The organism is Bradyrhizobium sp. SHOUNA76 (genome assembly GCF_023006445.1).
GTDB lineage: Bacteria > Pseudomonadota > Alphaproteobacteria > Rhizobiales > Xanthobacteraceae > Bradyrhizobium.
This window is the reverse complement of sequence record NZ_JALBHA010000021.1, coordinates 22,204-38,944: the sequence shown is the minus strand read 5'-3', so window position 1 is coordinate 38,944 and position 16,741 is coordinate 22,204. Positions and strand designations below refer to the sequence as shown.

At 64.6% G+C, this 16,741-nt stretch carries 9 protein-coding genes and 1 pseudogene; 2 read left to right on the top strand and 8 right to left on the bottom strand.

Translation table 11 applies throughout. The annotated features are described in order from the left end of the window. Positions 1 to 107 precede the first annotated feature (107 nt). Positions 108 to 2,786: pseudogene (gene treS / locus MOV74_RS05430) on the bottom strand (maltose alpha-D-glucosyltransferase); the annotation flags it as partial. A gap of 11 nt (positions 2,787 to 2,797) precedes the next feature. After that, positions 2,798 to 4,744, bottom strand: coding sequence for a maltotransferase domain-containing protein (locus MOV74_RS05425; protein ID WP_246918867.1), 1,947 nt, complete (start codon positions 4,742 to 4,744; stop codon positions 2,798 to 2,800). A gap of 205 nt (positions 4,745 to 4,949) precedes the next feature. On the opposite strand from MOV74_RS05425, the gene malQ reads away from it, so the two are divergent. Then, the gene (gene malQ / locus MOV74_RS05420) at positions 4,950 to 6,911 is read left to right on the top strand and encodes a 4-alpha-glucanotransferase (RefSeq protein ID WP_246918865.1); all 1,962 of its coding nucleotides are present in this window, start codon (positions 4,950 to 4,952) and stop codon (positions 6,909 to 6,911) included. A 30-nt stretch (positions 6,912 to 6,941) separates the two neighbouring features. Further along, positions 6,942 to 8,741 (top strand): glycoside hydrolase family 15 protein, encoded by a 1,800-nt coding sequence (locus MOV74_RS05415; protein WP_246918862.1) that lies wholly within the window; start codon positions 6,942 to 6,944, stop codon positions 8,739 to 8,741. Between the two features lie 207 nt (positions 8,742 to 8,948). On the opposite strand, the gene MOV74_RS05410 is transcribed toward MOV74_RS05415, so the two are convergent. Genes MOV74_RS05410 through MOV74_RS05385 form a run of 6 tightly spaced genes read right to left on the bottom strand, consistent with a single transcriptional unit; the run spans position 8,949 to position 16,452 of the window. Further along, positions 8,949 to 9,761, bottom strand: a complete 813-nt coding sequence (locus MOV74_RS05410) for an HAD family hydrolase (protein ID WP_246918860.1) — start codon at positions 9,759 to 9,761, stop codon at positions 8,949 to 8,951. Between the two features lie 26 nt (positions 9,762 to 9,787). After that, on the bottom strand, positions 9,788 to 10,318 hold the full coding sequence (locus MOV74_RS05405) for a gluconokinase (protein WP_246918858.1): 531 nt from the start codon (positions 10,316 to 10,318) through the stop codon (positions 9,788 to 9,790). Next, positions 10,305 to 11,054 carry a 6-phosphogluconolactonase gene (gene pgl, locus MOV74_RS05400; RefSeq protein ID WP_246918856.1) on the bottom strand — a complete coding sequence of 250 codons (750 nt, stop codon included), beginning with the start codon at positions 11,052 to 11,054 and terminating at the stop codon, positions 10,305 to 10,307. Before pgl ends, MOV74_RS05405 begins: the two co-directional genes overlap by 14 nt. Next, positions 11,051 to 12,562: a glucose-6-phosphate dehydrogenase gene (gene zwf / locus MOV74_RS05395; protein WP_246918853.1), complete on the bottom strand. Its 1,512-nt coding sequence runs from the start codon at positions 12,560 to 12,562 to the stop codon at positions 11,051 to 11,053. Before zwf ends, pgl begins: the two co-directional genes overlap by 4 nt. Positions 12,563 to 12,590: 28 nt before the next feature. After that, a complete protein-coding gene (gnd, locus tag MOV74_RS05390) occupies positions 12,591 to 13,589 on the bottom strand; it encodes a phosphogluconate dehydrogenase (NAD(+)-dependent, decarboxylating) (RefSeq protein ID WP_246918851.1) in 999 nt (332 codons plus the stop codon). Positions 13,590 to 13,602: 13 nt separating this feature from the next. Continuing rightward, the gene (locus tag MOV74_RS05385; RefSeq protein WP_246918849.1) at positions 13,603 to 16,452 is read right to left on the bottom strand and encodes a bifunctional transaldolase/phosoglucose isomerase; all 2,850 of its coding nucleotides are present in this window, start codon (positions 16,450 to 16,452) and stop codon (positions 13,603 to 13,605) included. Between the last annotated feature and the right edge of the window lie 289 nt (positions 16,453 to 16,741).

Below are 16,741 nucleotides of genomic sequence, written 5' to 3'. Positions count from 1 at the left end.
GCTATGCGCGCACCTTCTGGCCTACTTATCTGCATCGCCGCAACGGACTGAAGATGTCGTTCGGCAAGTCCTTCTTCGACCAGCTAATGCGCGGCACCAGCTGGAGCTTCGGCCCGCGCCTTGAGGCCGGACACAAGTCGTTTGACGTGCTCAGGGCCGATCGGCTCCGGGGCGAGATCGTCCGCCTTCGCCGCGGCCAGGGCGACATGCATCTCGGCGAGCCGCCTGCCGATCTGCGCGATGAAGTGCAGATAGGGCGATTGCTCCTGGGTCTCGCGGGGTGCTTCGCCCGCCGACAACACGCGCTGCTCGTCGATATAGCGATCGAGATAACCCGTGGTCACGGTCCAGCCGTCGCCCTGGTTCTCGACATAGGCATGCAGTACGCCCAGCGCGCTGCGCTGATCGCCCTCGACCAGCTCGACGCTGCCGAGCAGCGCCGGCGTATTGGCAAAGCGCGCGACCTCGGTCAGATAATGGCCGATCTCGATCTCGGGATTGACGCCGCTTTCGAGCTGACGATAGAGCTTGGCGACGTACTGGTTGTCGACCATCGCGGTGCTGTTCGACTGCTCGATCGCGCGGATCCGTTCGGGCTCCTTGATGGTGTAGTCGGCGAACCGGCTGGTCGCCTTGAACTCGAGCCGCAGATTGTTCTCCTCCACCACCAAATTCTGCGACAGGTTGCGCAGGAAGAGGCCGATGAAGATCTGGTCGGTCGCGACATCGAGCAACGTGCCTTCGCGTGCACCCTGGCGCACGGCGGCGAGCGCCCTGGGGTTGAAGCGCTCCCGGTCGAAGCGCACCCACTCGATCTGCATCGGCAGCACGTAACGCCGCGCGGCGTCCTGGTCCGCCCTCTCAAAGAACGCGATCCAGGGCCTGTTGTCGCCGATATCGCAGAACGGCACGGCCGAGGTCAGCGTGGTCTTGATCTGCTTGGGATTATGTTCGGGATACCACCGCGTCCGCGACAAAAATCCCGGCAGCACGTCGCGCTCGAACACGCCGCGCTCGCGGGCGAGCGACACCCAGTTCGAATTCACCGGCACCACCAGCGTCTCGAATTCCGGCACCGCGCGCGGCGTCACCGGCTCGGACTTGTCGCGTTCCTGAAGCTGGAACCAGTAGAAGCCGTAGGGCCCCAGCGTGATCATGTAGGGCAGCTCGCCGATCGCGGGGAAGCGGGTGCGGCCGAGCATCTCCTGCGGGATGCGGTCCTTCCACGGCGACAGATCGAGCTCGGTCGCCTGCGCGGCACGCGAGAGGTTGGCGACGCACAGGATCACCTCGTCGCGGTATTGCCGGACATAGGCCAGCACGGCGCGGTTGGCCGGGCGGATGAAGGTCATGGTGCCTCGGCCGAAGGCGAGCGTCGACTTGCGCACCGAGATCAGCCGCTTGGTGGCGCTGAGCAGCGAGGACAGGCTGCGCGACTGCGCCTCCACGTTCACCGATTCGTAGCCGTAGACCGGGTCCATGATCAGCGGCGCGTAGAGGCGGGCCGGGTCGCAGCGCGAGAAGCCGCCATTGCGGTCCGGGCTCCACTGCATCGGCGTGCGCACACCGTTGCGGTCGCCGAGATAGATGTTGTCGCCCATGCCGATCTCGTCGCCGTAATAGATGATCGGCGTGCCGGGGAAGGACAGCAGCAGCGAGTTCATCAGCTCGATCTTGCGTCGGTCATTGTCCATCAGCGGCGCGAGGCGCCGGCGGATGCCGACATTGATGCGGGCGCGGGGATCGTTGGCGTAGGTGGTCCAGAGATAGTCGCGCTCGACGTCGGTGACCATCTCCAGCGTCAGCTCGTCATGATTGCGCAGGAACAGCGCCCATTGGCAGCTCGCCGGAATGTCCGGCGTCTGACGCAGGATGTCGGTGATCGGGAAACGGTCCTCCTGCGCGATCGCCATGTAGATGCGCGGCATCAGTGGGAAGTGGTAGGCCATGTGGCACTCGTCGCCACGGCCGAAATATTCCTGCACGTCCTCCGGCCATTGATTGGCCTCGGCCAGCAGCAGCTTGCCCTTGGAGTAGGAGTCCAGCTCCTGGCGCAGGCGCTTGATGATCGCATGCGTCTCGGGGAGGTTCTCGTTCGAAGTGCCCTCGCGCTCGCAGAGATAGGGAATGGCATCCAACCGGAAGCCGTCGACGCCGGCATCGAGCCAGCGCTTCATCACCTGGATCAGGGCGCTGACCACGCGCGGATTGTCGAAATTGAGATCCGGCTGATGCGAGAAGAAGCGGTGCCAGTAGAAGGCGCCGGCCTCGTGATCCCAGGTCCAGTTCGACTTCTCGGTGTCGGTGAAAATGATGCGCGTGCCCTGGTATTTCTGGTCGGTGTCGCTCCAGACATACCAGTTGCGAGCGCTCGAGCCCGGATGGCTGCGGCGCGCGCGCTTGAACCAATTGTGCTGGTCCGAGGTGTGGTTGACGACGAGCTCGGTGATGACGCGCAGGCCCCGCTTCTGCGCTTCCTGGATGAAGCGCTTGAAGTCCTTCATCGTCCCGAAATCGGGATTGACCGAGCCGTAGTCGGCGATGTCGTAGCCGTCGTCGCGGCCGGGCGAGGGGTAGAACGGCAACAGCCACAGCGCGGTGACGCCGAGCTCCTGCAGATAAGGCAGCTTCTCGGTCAATCCGGCGAAGTCGCCGATGCCGTCATTGTTGCTGTCGGCGAAGGCCTTGACGTGGAGCTGGTAGATGATGGCGTCTTTGTACCAGAGCTCGTCCACGATCTCGGCAGCCTCGGCTTTCTTGGTGTCGACGGAAGATAGAACATTCATGGCGTGGCCCCTTACGCCAGGCAGCGGAACAAGAGCGCGGGATCGCGGTCGGGATCGATGCGTAACCTGATCCCGCCCCATTCGATGCGGGACCGCTCGCCGGTGAGGAGGTTTTCGAGTGTCGTCACATGGTGACGCTGCCCGCCGGCGTCAACGGTGACGTCGCCGAGCGGCAGCCAACATTCGCGCACGTGGCGGGACAGTGCAATCACGATCACGACGGTGTTGGCGGGCTCGGCCGCCTCCTTGACCAAGGCGATCGTCTCGGCGTTTTCGATGCCGAGAAAACGCAAGTTCGCCGTTTGCTGAAGTGCGGCGTTGTCGTTGCGGATGCGGTTGAGTTCGGCAATGTAGGACTTGATGTTGCCGGGCTTGTCCCAGTCGCGCTGCTTGATCTGATATTTCTCGGAATCGAGATATTCCTCGCGGCCGGGGATCGCCTCGTGTTCGAGCAGCTCGAAGCCGCTGTAAACACCGTAGCTGCCCGACAAACCCGCCGCCAGCGCAAGGCGCGACTTGAACGCCCAGGCTTCCCCGCATTGGAGATGATAGGGCAGCAGATCGGGCGTGTTGACGAACAGGTTAGGCCGATAGAAGTCGCGCTCGGGATAGCGCGTCAGCTCGCCGAGATGCTGCTCCAGCTCCCACCGCGAGGTGCGCCAGGGGAAATAGGTGAAGGACTGCGCAAAGCCGAGCTTGGCGAGGCCCTTCATCAGCTTGGGCCGCGCAAACGTCTTGGAGAACAGGATCACCTCGGGATGCCGGCGGCGGATATCACGGATCAGCCAGTCCCAGAACGCAAGCGGCGCGGTGTCGTGGTTGTCGATGGCGAAGATGGTGACGCCATGGTCGATCCAGAACAGCATGGCATCGCGAAAGGCATTCCACAGGCCGACGCGGTCGACCGAGGCGAAATCGGGGACCACGATGTCGGAATAGGGTCCATCCGCGGTCCGCACCGAGCGGTCCGGCCGCCATTTGAACCATTCCGGATGTTGCGTCAGCCAGGGATGGTCCGGCGAGCATTGCACGGCGAAGTCGAGCGCCAGCTCGAGACTGTACTCGAGACAGGTCGCGACCAGCGCGCGAAAATCCTCGATGGTGCCGAGCTCCGGATGCAGCGCATCGTGGCCGCCCTCGGCAGCTCCGATCGCATAGGGCGAGCCGGGTTCGCCTTCGGTTGCCACCGGCGCATTGTTGCGGCCTTTGCGGCGGCGACGGCCGATCGGGTGGATCGGCGTGAAATAGAGCACGTCAAAACCCATCTCCGCGATCTCGGGCACGCGCGCGATGCAGTCGCGGAGCGTGCCGTGCTGGCCGGGGATCGGGCTCTGGCTGCGCGGCATCATCTGATACCAGGCGCCAAACCGCGCTCTGTCGCGGTCGACGGTCAGCGGGAAGGGCTGTGAGCGGGTCAAGTCCGGCCGGGACTGGCTCTCGGCCATGGCATCGCCGAGTTCGGTCGCAAGCAGCGAGGTGACATCGCCGGTCTGAAGATAGTCCTCGCATTGCCTGACGATGATAGCCGCGGCGGCCTGGCGCGCGCCATGCGCCTTGGTCAAGAGCCCGGCACCCTCGATGGCATCGAGGCTGACATCGACGCCGGTTCGCTGCTTGCGCACGACCCCGTGGGACCAGGTGGCGAACTCGTCGGTCCAGGCTTCGACCGCATAGACATACTGGCCGGGCTCGACCGGCGTGAACGCACCGGACCAGCGGTCATTGCCATGATGGATCATCGGTTCGCGCCGCCAGTCCCGGTCCTGCTCAGGACGCCAGAGCAGCGCGGCGCTGACCACGGCGTCGCCATCGCGGTAAACATCGGCCCACACCTCGACCCGTTCGCCCGCGATCCGCTTCACGGCGAAGCGGCCGCTATCGATCGCGGGATAGACGTCTTCGATGAGGAAAGCGCTGCCGGCTGCGGCACTTTCGACAGTTTGAATTGTCTTGTTCACGGTGATGCCATTGACAAGAAAGCAGGAGCCCGTTTCCCTTGTCGGGAACCTACGCTTGATACCTATATAGAAAGCCGCTTGTGTGTCATTAGTTCCGCCAGGGAACGGCAACCGCCGTTTGTGCGTTAAGGCCGACTAACGTCTTCCGCTGCCTCGTTAAAATCGATGCCCCCGGCAAAAGGGTGGCCTGCAAGCTGCGTGCCGAATGGATCTTTTAGCTCAAGCCCGGATCAAGGGCGTTCAATCCGAATTCGTCGATGCCCTGGGGAAGTTGCGGGTCACAGACCCCGTGGCCCTCAAATCGATCCTCGACGCCCTGCCGGAGAAGCGGGTTTACCGCTTCGTCAGTGGGCCGGTGGTGGTTCGCGCGCTCGGACATCCGCGCACGGAATTGCCGGCCATCGGCGCGCCGCCGCTGCAATGGACATTGGCCGCAAACGGCAAATTGATCGCCCAGGGCGAGACGCGCGAGCCGGTGATCGCCTGGCCCGCCGGCCTGCCGCTCGGCTATCACCGCTTGACACTGACAGATGCCAAGGGCGTGACGGAAGAGGTGCCGATGATCGTGGCGCCCGAGCGGGCCTTCGGCGGCGATTTCGACCGCGGCTGGCTGCTCGCCGTGCAGCTCTACAGCGTCCGTTCGGACCGAAACTGGGGCATCGGAGATTTCACTGACCTTGCCGATCTCGTGCGGCTCGCCAAGCAGCTCGGGGCCGACGGCGTCGGGCTCAATCCGCTGCACGTCCTGTTCGACGACCACCCGGCCGATTGCAGCCCCTATTCGCCGAACAGCCGGCTGTTCCTCAATCCGCTCTATATCGACGTCGAGGCCATTCCCGAATTCTCGGCGGACTTTGTGCCCGACGCGGCCGCGACCGCCGCCCGTCTGCGTGAAGGCGACCGCGTTCCCTATGCCGACATGGCGGCGCTGAAATGGCTGGCCCTGCGGGCTACCTTCAACAGCTTCATGAAAAGCGCGAGCGAGGCGCGCCGCAAGGCGTTCGACGCCTTCCGCGCGGAGCGGGCGCCGCTCTTGTTGAAATTTGCCTGTTTCGAGGTGCTGCGACATCGTTTCAATGTGCCGTGGTGGCAATGGCCGGTCGAATGGCAGCAGCCGGACGGTTTCAAATGTAACGAACTGCGCAAAGGTTCTTACAGAAGCGAGGTCGAGTTCGTCGAGTTCGTGCAATGGATCGCGGACAGCCAGCTGCATGCGGCCAAGGAGCTCGCCGGCCAGCTCGGCATGCGGGTCGGGCTCTATCTCGATGTCGCCGTCGGCGTGCAGTCCAACGGCTTCGATGCCTGGAACGAGCAGATGGCGATTTCCCGCCATCTCGCCGTCGGCGCGCCGCCCGACGTGCTCAACACCGTCGGCCAGGATTGGGGCCTTGCCGGCTTCAACGCCGGCGGTCTCGAAGCGCAATCCTTCGTGCCGTTTGCCGACATGCTGGCGGCGTCGATGCGCCATGCCGGCGCCATCAGGCTCGACCATGTGCTCGGGCTGAAGCGGCTCTATCTCGTGCCGCGCGGCTTCAAGCCCGACAATGGCGCGTATGTGCAGATGCCGTTCGAGGCGCTGCTTGGCGCGGTGGCCTGCGAGAGCGCGGCCCACAAATGCATCGTGATCGGCGAGGACCTCGGCACCGTGCCGGAAGGTTTTCGCGAGATGATGCAGGATTTCGGCATCTGGTCCTATCTCGTCATGATGTTCGAGCGCGACGATGCCGGTCATTTCCGCCCCGTCGACCACTACAGGCCCAATGCGCTGGTCACGTTGAACACGCATGACCTCTCGACCTATGCCGGCTGGCGCTCGTTCAGCGACCTCAAGATGAAGCGCTCGCTCGGGCTCGACCCCGGCGAGAACGATCAGGCGCGCTGGGATGCGCTCGGCGCCCTCGACGAGATCCTCCGCCAGAACGGCATCAAGGCCAACGACCTCTATTCGGTGCTCGCCTTCCTGTCGCGCACGCCATCGCGGCTGCTCGCGGTGTCGATGGAGGATCTGCTCGGCGTGATTGATCAACCCAACATTCCCGGCACGATCGACGAGCATCCGAACTGGCGCCAGCGCCTTCCCGTCGCGCTCGACAAGATCGCCTCCAAGGTCGACCTCACGGCCTTGCGAGCGGCAACGCGGGAACGTTCATTGAACGGCGGGAGTTGATCGGCCGGGGCTTCTCAGGCTCGCACGACATTGTCACAGAAGATCGAAGACTATGCGCTGATCGGCGATTGCGAGACCGCCGCGCTGGTCGGGCGCAACGGCTCAATCGACTGGCTGTGCTGGCCAGCCTTCGATTCCGATGCCTGCTTCGCCGCCATCCTCGGCACCCACAAGAACGGCCGCTGGCTGATCGCACCGAGCGAAGATGTCACGAAGACATCGCGGCGTTATCTCGGCGATACCCTCATCCTCGAAACGCTTTTTGAGACGAAGAGCGGCACCATCGCGCTGATCGACTTCATGCCGCCGCGCGGCAAGGCATCCGACATCGTGCGGCTGGTGCGCGGCATCGAGGGCTCGGTGAAGATGCGGATGGAGCTCGTGATCCGCTTCGGCTTCGGCGCCGATATTCCCTGGGTACGGCGGATCGATCATTCCCTGATGGCCATCGCCGGCCAGGACATGACCGTGCTGCGCACGCCTGTCGAGACCCGCGGCGAGGATCTGACCACGGTCTCCGACTTCGAGGTGAAGGCCGGCGAGACCGTGCCGTTCGTGCTGACCTACGGCCCCTCGCATCTCGAGCCGCCCAAGCCGATCGACCCGGAGATCGCACTCCGGGACACCGAGGAATTCTGGAAGGACTGGTGCGGCCATTGCACGCGCGACGGCGATTATCGCGACCTGATCATGCGCTCGCTGATCACGCTGAAGGCGCTGACGTTCGCCCCGACCGGCGGCATCGTCGCCGCGCCCACCACGTCCTTGCCGGAGAAGCTCGGCGGCAGCAGGAATTGGGATTACCGCTTCTGTTGGCTGCGCGATGCCACCTTCACGCTGCTGGCGCTGATGAACTCGGGCTACACCGAGGAAGCGTCGGCCTGGCACAATTGGCTCTTGCGCGCCGCCGCCGGCTCGCCGGCGAACATGCAGATCATGTACGGAATCTGGGGCCAGCGGCGGCTCTTGGAATGGGAGGCGGGCTGGCTCGACGGCTATGAGGGCGCCCGTCCGGTGCGCGTCGGCAATGCCGCGCATGCGCAGCTCCAGCTCGACGTCTACGGCGAGTTGATCGACGCCTTTCACCAATCGCGCATGGCCAAGCTCAAGCTCGACGAGCAGACCTGGGCGCTGGAATGCGCCGTGCTCAATCATCTCGCCGAGGTCTGGGACCGGCCCGATCACGGGATCTGGGAGCGCCGCGGCGAGCCCAAACACTACGTCTTCTCCAAGGTGATGACCTGGGTCGCCTTCGACCGCGGCATCAAGAGCGCCGAGACCTTTGGCTTCAAGGCGCCGCTGTTGCACTGGCGCACCCTGCGCGAAGGCATTCATCGCGACGTCTGCAACAGGGGATTTGACGCGGAGGAAAACGCCTTCGTCGAATCCTATGCTTCGAAATTGCTCGATGCGAGCGTGCTGCTGCTGCCTGCTGTCGGCTTTCTGCCGGCGGTCGATCCGCGCATTCGCGGCACCATAGCGGCGGTCGAGGCATGCCTGATGCGCGACGGCTTCGTGCTGCGGCACGATCCGCGCGAATTGCCTGCGGGGCAGCCGCCGCTCGAAGGCGCGTTCCTGGCCTGCACATTGTGGCTGGCTGATGCCCATGTGCTGTCGGGTAATCTCGACAAGGCGCAAGGCTTGCTCGACCGCGTGGCCGGCATCGCGAACGACGTCGGTCTGCTGGCCGAGGAATACGATTCAGTCGCCGGGCGCCAGACCGGAAATTTCCCGCAGGCGCTGACCCACATCGCGCTGGTCAACACCGCGCACAACCTGTCGGCCGCAAGGCAGGAGAGCGACAAGCCGGCGGTGCAGCGGTCGAAGTGATCGTGGCTGTCGCAATGCATCCAGAGCGGGAGGTGCGCTCCCTCCCGCGCTTGCGGGGGAGGGCTGGGGAGAGGGTCCCCCACTCGCGAGAACCCCTGAGAGGAGAGATCCCTCATCCGCCGCTACGCGGCGACCTCTCCCGCAAGCGGGAGAGGTTACAGCGAGCCCGCGGCTCGATTAGCCCGCTCAAGGTCAATTCGCTCTAGCTCAACCAACCCCGTTCCGTTTCAAGATCATCTCCATCGCCTCGGCAAAACCGTCCTGCTCGTTGGTCGCGGTGACGTGGGTGGCCTGGTCCTTGACGTTGTCGGCGGCGTTGCCCATGGCGATCGAGACGCCGCTGACGGCGAACATCGCGAGGTCGTTCTGCATGTCGCCGATGGTGGCGACTGCGTCGGTGGCAATCCCCAGGCGCTTGGCCATCGCCGTAACGAACGTGCCCTTGTTGAAGCCGGGCGGGGTGATGTCGAGATAATACGTCTGCGAGCGCACGGCGGTGGCTTCGCTGCCCAGCGCGTCCTGCATTGCCTTCTCGCAAGCGGCGAGACCCGCCGCATCGGCGCTGGCGCCGACGATCTTGCAGGCGCTGGCAAGGTAGGGCGAAAAATCGGTCACGATGGTGGGATCGGAGCGGATCGTGTGCTGCTCGTGCGCGACGTACTTGCCGCCGGGGTTGTCGATCAGCCACTTGTCGGTGGTGAAGAGCCAGATGTCGGCGCCGAACTCCCGCAGAATCTGCAGGGACCGCTCCGCCGCCCCCGGCGGAATGAGATGCTGCTCGACCGGCCGCATCTCGGGATCGACGATCGAGGAGCCGTTGAACGGACCGACCGGCAGCCAGAGCGCCAGCGGTCCGATCAAAAAGCGCATGCCGATGGCGGGACGGCTGGAGGTGATGGTGAAGCCGATGCCGGCCTTGTGCAACCGCTGCACTGCGCTTCTTGCGCGCTCGGTCAGGGTCTTGTCCTTGGTCAGCAGCGTGCCGTCGACGTCGGACACGACCAGTGAGATTTGCGTCATGGCAGAACCTTCAGGTTTTTCAGGTCTCAGCGCTTCGCCCCGCCCAGCTTCAACTGTCGTACGATGCCGTCCACGATCGCTTCGACCGTTTCATCGATCGAGACGGTGATGACGTGCTCGCCGGCTTCCGGCGGCTCCAGCGTCTCGAACTGGCTCGTCAGCAACCCCGGCGGCATGAAATGGCCCTTGCGCTGCGCGAGCCGTTCGGCGATCAGCTCTTTCGTGCCCTTCAGGAAGACGAAGCGGACGTCGTCCCGTCCGCGCAGCAACACGTCGCGATAGGTGTGTTTCAGCGCCGAGCAGGCGATGATGATGTGCCCGCCTTGTCCGCAGACCCGCCCGATCTCGTCCGCGATGGCGTTGAGCCACGGCCAACGGTCCTCGTCGGTGAGGGGATGGCCGGCCCGCATCTTCTCGACATTGCTCGCGGGATGGAAGCTGTCGCCGTCCTCGAAGCGCCAGCCGAGCCGCTGGCCGAGCGCTTCCGCGATCGTGCTCTTGCCCGAGCCCGACACGCCCATCACGATCAATGCACAAGGTGCTTCAACGCCCGCCACGAATGCCCTCCGGAAGCGCGGCTTGGTCGACCAGCCAGACGGTCTCACCCTTCGAGCGCGCGCGTAACGCCGGCAGAGTCTCGCCATTGAGGAGGCGCGTCAAGATCGGTTGCTTGTCGTGGCCGGCAATCTCGAACAGCATTTCGTAGCACGACGCAAGGACGGGCAGGGTGAGCGACACCCGCGGCACGAAGGGCGCGACATTGGCCTTGGGCACCCCGACGACCCAGCGCTCGGTCTCCTCGATTTCGGGGAAGCCGGGAAACAGCGAGGCGGTGTGGCCGTCCGGTCCCACGCCCATCAGGACGAGGTCGAACAGCGGCCGCGCCGGATCAAGATTTTCGGCGCCGTAAAAGGCCTGCAGCTCACGCGCATAGGCCTCGGCGCTGCGATCGGGATTGTCGGCGGTGGTCGGAATCGGGTGGACATGGCCGGAGGGCGCATCACGGTCGAGAAACGTCGCGCGCGCCACCGCCATGTTGTTGAGGGGATCGCTCTCGGGAACGAAGCGCTCGTCACCGATAAACCAATGCACGCGCTGCCACGGGATCTTGGCGCGATATGCGTCGCTGCCGAGCAGTTGATAGAGCTTCTTCGGGCTGGAGCCGCCGGTGAGGCAGATTGCGATGCGGCCGGGATTGGCGGCGATGCGCGCCATCACCCGTTCGGCCGCGGCCTGGGCCAGTGCCTCCGCGTCGGCCGCAACGATCAGCTTCGGCTGTGCTGCGCCCGTCACGAATATTTCCGCCAGCTTCGCCCGTCGCGCCGCAGCAACTCGTCGGCGCAGGCCGGCCCGTCGCTGCCGGCTTCATAGGTCTCGATGCCGTTGGTGCCCGCGCTGTTCCAGGCGTCCAGGAACGGCTGCACCGCCTGCCATCCGGCCTCGATGCCGTCGGCGCGCTGGAACAGGATGTTGTCGCCGATCATGCAGTCGTAGATCAGCGTCTCGTAGCCGGTCGAGGGATCGGCCCGGAAATAATCGCCATAGCGGAACTTCATCTCGACGCCGTCGATGGTGACGCTCGGCCCCGGAATCTTGGCGTTGAACTGCAGCTCGATGGTCTCGGTCGGCGCGATGCCGATGGTGAGGTAGTTTTGCGACAGCCGGTCCACCGTGGTGCCTGAGAACATCGACAGCGGCGCCTGCTTGAACTTGATCGCGACTTCGGTTCGCTTGTGGCCGAGCGCCTTCCCGGTGCGCAAATAGAAGGGAACGCCGGCCCAGCGCCAATTGTCGATCATCAGCTTCAGCGCAACAAAGGTCTCGGTGGTGCTGCCGGGCTTGACGTCCTCGGTCTTGCGATAGTCCGGGATCTCGTCGTCGCCGATACGCCCTGCGAGATATTGCGCGCGCACCGAATTCCTCAGCGCTTCCTCCGGGCTCGGCTGTTGGATCGACGTGAGCACTTCCGCCTTCTCGGAGCGCACGGAATGCGCATCGAATCGCGCCGGCGGCTCCATCGCGACCAGCGACATCAGCTGGAACAGATGGTTCGGCACCATGTCGCGGAGCGCGCCGGTGGCGTCGTAGAAGCCGCCCCGATGGCCGACGCCGAGCTTCTCCTCGACCGTGATCTGGATGTGGTCGATATGGTTGCGATTCCAGATCGGCTCGAACATGCCGTTGGCAAAGCGCAGCACCAGGATGTTCTGCACCGTCTCCTTGCCGAGATAGTGATCGATCCGGTAGATCTGGTGCTCGTCCATGATCTTCAGCAGCTCGGCGTTCAGCGCCCGCGCCGAGGCGAGATCGGTGCCGAACGGCTTCTCGATCACCAGTCGCCGCCAGGCGCCGTTCTCTTTCGTCATGCCGGTACGGCCGAGCTCGCGCGCGGTCGGTGCAAACGCGGCCGGCGGGGTCGCGAGATAGAACAGGCGGTTGCCGCCGGTCTCCTGGGCGCATTCCAGCGAATCCAGATGTTCGCGCAGGCGATCGAACGAGGGCGGGTCCTTCGGATCGGCCTCGACGAAGGTCACGCATTGCAGCAGCTGTTTCGCGATGACGTCGTCGACGGGCCGCGTTGCGAACTGGCGCAGGCCCTTCATCAGGCTGTTGCGCAGCTCGTCGTCCGACTGGCCCTTGCGGGCCACGCCGACGACGCAGAACTTTTCCGGTAGCAGGTGCTCGGCGGCGAGATTGTAGAGCGACGGCATCACCAGACGGTGAGTGAGATCGCCGGTGACACCAAAGATGACGAAGGCGCAATTTTCCGGCTTGCGCTTTGCTTGCGGGTCTTTTGTCACGAACTGTCGGCCTTCGTTTTGTTGCGCCTTACTTGGGCTTCGCTGCGCCCGGCTGCTTCGGCTCCTTGTGGCCGCCGAATCCCGCGCGCATCGCGGAAAGAATTTTTTCGGCGAAGGTGTGGTCCTTGCGGGAACGGAAACGCGTGTAAAGTGCCGCGGTGAGGACCTCGGCCGGCACGGCCTCGTCGATCGCCGCATTCACGGTCCAGCGTCCCTCGCCGGAATCTTCGACAAAGCCGGAATATTCGGCGAGCGCCGGACTGTCGGCGAGCGCGGTTGAGGTGAGGTCGAGCAGCCAGGACGGGATCACCGAGCCACGCCGCCACACCTCGGCGATGTCGGCGAGATCGAAGTCGTAGCGGTGATCCGCCGGCAGCGCCTCGATGTTGGCATTCTTGAGAATGTCGAAACCTTCCGCATAGGCCTGCATCAGGCCGTATTCGATGCCGTTGTGGATCATCTTGACGAAATGGCCGGCGCCGACGGGTCCGGCATGGATGTAGCCCTGCTCGATGCGGGGATCGCGGCCCTCGCGTCCTTCCGTGCGCGGAATGTCGCCGGCGCCGGGCGCGAGCGCAGCGAAGATCGGATCGAGGCGGTCGACGACCTGCTTCTCGCCGCCGATCATCATGCAATAGCCGCGGTCGAGGCCCCAGACACCGCCGGATGTGCCGACGTCGACATAATGGATGCCGCGCGCCTTCAGTGCCTTGCCGCGGCGAACGTCGTCCTGCCAGAAGGTGTTGCCGCCGTCGATGATGACGTCGCCGTCCTGCATCACGCCCGCAATCGTCTCGATCGTCGTCTCGGTGATGTGCCCCGCAGGCAGCATCACCCAGGCGGTGCGGGGACGCTCGAGTTTCGAGATGAATTCCTCGAGCGTCGCCGAGCCGACTGCGCCGTCGGCGGCAAGGCCAGCGACGGCCTTGGCGTCCTTGTCATAGACCACGGTCGAATGTCCTTGGCGCATCAGGCGGCGAACGATGTTGCCGCCCATCCGGCCGAGGCCGATCATGCCGAGTTGCATTTGCAATATTCCCTTAGTTCAGTGCGTCGTTGAGCGCCGCATTGAGGGCCGCAAGACCCTTCTTGAGCCCGCCCTTGAGATGGACGCGCAGCGCGCGCCGGCCGCGTTCGGTGAGCACGTCGAAATCGCCGCGCGCCTGCGCCGCCTTGATCACACCGAAGCTCGCCTTTTGGCCAGGCACCGGAAGATCCTTGGCATCGTCGGCCGTGATCTGAAGGAATACGCCGCTGTCGGGCCCGCCCTTGTAGGCCTGCCCGGTCGAGTGCAGGAAGCGTGGCCCGAATTCGGCGCAGGTCGCGACCTGACGCTTCTCGCGCACTTCCAGTCGCATGGCCTGGAGTGCATCGATCGTGATCTTGTCACGTGCGATATAGCCGAGCAGGGCGACATAGTCGCCTTCGCCCGAGCGGGAGAGATGCGCCTTCAGCCAGGAAGTGAGATCGCCATTGGCGCCGGCGGCGCGCAGCGCCGTTGCGTTGGCCTCGTCGGTGTAGAGATCGGCTTCATCCGTGCTGACCACCGGCTCCTCGGTCGGCAGCGCGCCGGTCTTCTCGAACGACGCGGTGAGCTCGCGGGTCTTGATCTTGGCGGCCTCCACGTCCGGCTGGTCGAACGGGTTGATGCCGAGGATCGAGCCCGCCACCGCGGTCGCCATCTCGAAGCGGAAGAACTCCTGGCCGAGATGGTCGATCGACTTCATGACGATGCGTACCACGGGGTGGCCGGCCGCTTCGATCGCGGCAAGCTTGGAGTCATGGGCAGCGTCCGCCTCGCCCTCGATGCGGATGTCGATGAAGAAGCGGTCGTTGCCGTAGACTGAGGGGTCGCCCAGCGGCTCGCCTTCGATCGGGATCAGGCCCTTGCCCTCCTTGCCGGTCGATTCCGCGATCAGCTGCTCGGCCCAGGCGCCGAAATCGGTGATCTTCTTAGACGACAGGATCGTCACCTTGTCGCGGCCTTCGAGGCCGGCAAGGCCGATGGCGAGGCCGAGCTGCACACCCGGATTTTCACTCGGCGGCACATCCGGTCCACAGGAACGGGCCATCGCAAGCGCATGCTTGACGAAGGTCTTGACGTCGATGCCTGCCGTTGCCGCCGGCACCAGGCCGAACGGCGAGAGCACGGAGTAGCGTCCACCGATCGAGGGCTCGCCATGGAAGATGCGGGCGTAGTTGAGGCTCTTGGCCGCCTTCTCCAGCGACGAGCCCGGATCGGTCACCGCGATGAAGCGATGGCCGGTCTTCACCTTCGGCCCGACCGCCTTGGCAACCTGCTCATGAAAATAGTCCTTCATCGCGTTCGGCTCGGTGGTGCCGCCGGACTTGCTCGACACGATGAACACGGTGTTGGCGATGTCGATCCTGGCTTCCATCGCCCGCACCTGCGCCGGATCGGTGGAATCCAGCACGTGCAGCTTCGGGAAGCCCGGCTTCTTGCCAAAAGTCTCGGCCAACACCTCAGGGCCGAGGCTCGATCCGCCCATGCCGAGCACGACGGCGTCGGAGAATTTCTGGCCCTTCACCCGACCCGCATAGTCCTCATAATCGGCCACGTCGGCCTTGGCTGCGCTGTCGAGCCAGCCCAGCCATTTGTCCTCGTCCGCGCCGGTCCACACCGACTTGTCGCGCTGCCAGAGCCTGCGGATCTTTGCCGATGCGCGCCATTCCTCGGTACCCTTGGCCACGGCCTTGCCGAGCCCGTCGCCGAGCGAGAGCAGCTGGCGGTCGATCGCGGGCCCGAGCACGGTTGTGCGCTTGTGGGCAACCGCGCCATAGAGCTTGTCGGCGGCGTCGGCGAACAGCTTGACGCCGTCCTTGACCAGCTCCTCGGTGATGGCGTCGAGCGAGATGCCGGAGCGCTCGAGCTCTTCCAGCACGCGCCTGGCGTCATCGACATTCTCTTCAAGGCTGTCGCGCGGCTTGCCGTGGTCGCGGAACGCGTCCAGCGTCGCCGGCGGCACGGTGTTGATGGTGTCGGGGCCGATCAATTCTTCGACATAGAGGACGTCGCTGTAATCCTTGTTCTTGGTGCCGGTCGAGGCCCACAGCATGCGCTGCGGCTTGGCGCCCCTGGCCGCGAGCTTGTCCCAGCGCGGACCCGAGAACAGGCGCTTGTAGTCCTGGTAGGCGACCTTGGCGTTGGCGATCGCGACCTTGCCCTTGAGCGCGGCGAGCCGCTCCTTCTCGCTGGGATCGTTGGCGCGGGCGATCTTCTCGTCGAGCTGCTTGTCGACCACCGAGTCGATGCGGCTGACGAAGAAGCTCGCCACGCTCGCGACGTGAGAGGGATCGCCGCCGCCGGCGACGTGTTTTTCGAGGCCGGCGATGTAGGCTTCGGCCACCTCCAGGTAGACCGTCTTGGAAAACAGCAGCGTGATGTTGATGCTGATCCCGTCGCCGATGAGCGTCTCGATCGCCGGCAGGCCCTCGGGCGTCGCCGGCACCTTCACCATCAGGTTCTTGCGGCCAACGTCCTTCCAGAGCCGCCGCGCTTCAGTGACCGTGCCTGCGGTGTCCATGGCGAGATAGGGCGAGACCTCCAGGCTGACATAGCCGTCGCCACCCTTGAGGCGGTCATAGACCGGGCGCAGCACGTCGGCTGCGTTTTGGATGTCCTCGACCGCGACGGCCTCGAACAGGTCGGCCACGGCCCGGTCGCCGCGCTTCAGCGCCTTGCCGATCGGGGCGTCGTATTCGTCCGAGCTGCCGATCGCCTTCTCGAAGATCGAGGGATTGGAGGTGACGCCCTTGACGCCGTCGGTGTCGATCAGCCGCTTCAGGTCGCCCTTGGCGATGAAGCCACGAGCGAGGAAGTCCAGCCAGACGGCCTGGCCGTGCTTTTCCAGTTCTTTGACGGGATTCATGATGCTTATTTATCTCCAAGCCTGCGGGCGAGGGGTTTCCGCGCCGGTCCTGACGCGCTATCCTCTAACTTACATGCTCCCGGGAGGGAACCAATCAAGGGTACAGGCGTCATACCCTCCAGTGTAACTCCGTCGCGATCATGGCGATCCGGACGGGAGTAGCCCTTGTTGCGTAAAAAGTCGCGGCCGAAGGTTCGGCCGGGTCTCGTTGCGTAACGTCGGCCGCTTCGTTTTGTGAGCCAGTGGCTGCGTGGAGTGCCATCAGCGGATTGCGGTCTGTCTGGTGTAT

What these genes read in the sequence shown, in the direction of transcription:
- MOV74_RS05410 (WP_246918860.1), bottom strand. Translation starts at nt 9,761, where the DNA reads ATGACGCAAATCTCACTGGTCGTGTCCGACGTCGACGGCACGCTGCTG.
- gnd (WP_246918851.1), bottom strand. Translation starts at nt 13,589, where the DNA reads ATGCAACTCGGCATGATCGGCCTCGGCCGGATGGGCGGCAACATCGTT.
- malQ (WP_246918865.1), top strand. Translation starts at nt 4,950, where the DNA reads ATGGATCTTTTAGCTCAAGCCCGGATCAAGGGCGTTCAATCCGAATTC.
- MOV74_RS05385 (WP_246918849.1), bottom strand. Translation starts at nt 16,452, where the DNA reads ATGAATCCCGTCAAAGAACTGGAAAAGCACGGCCAGGCCGTCTGGCTG.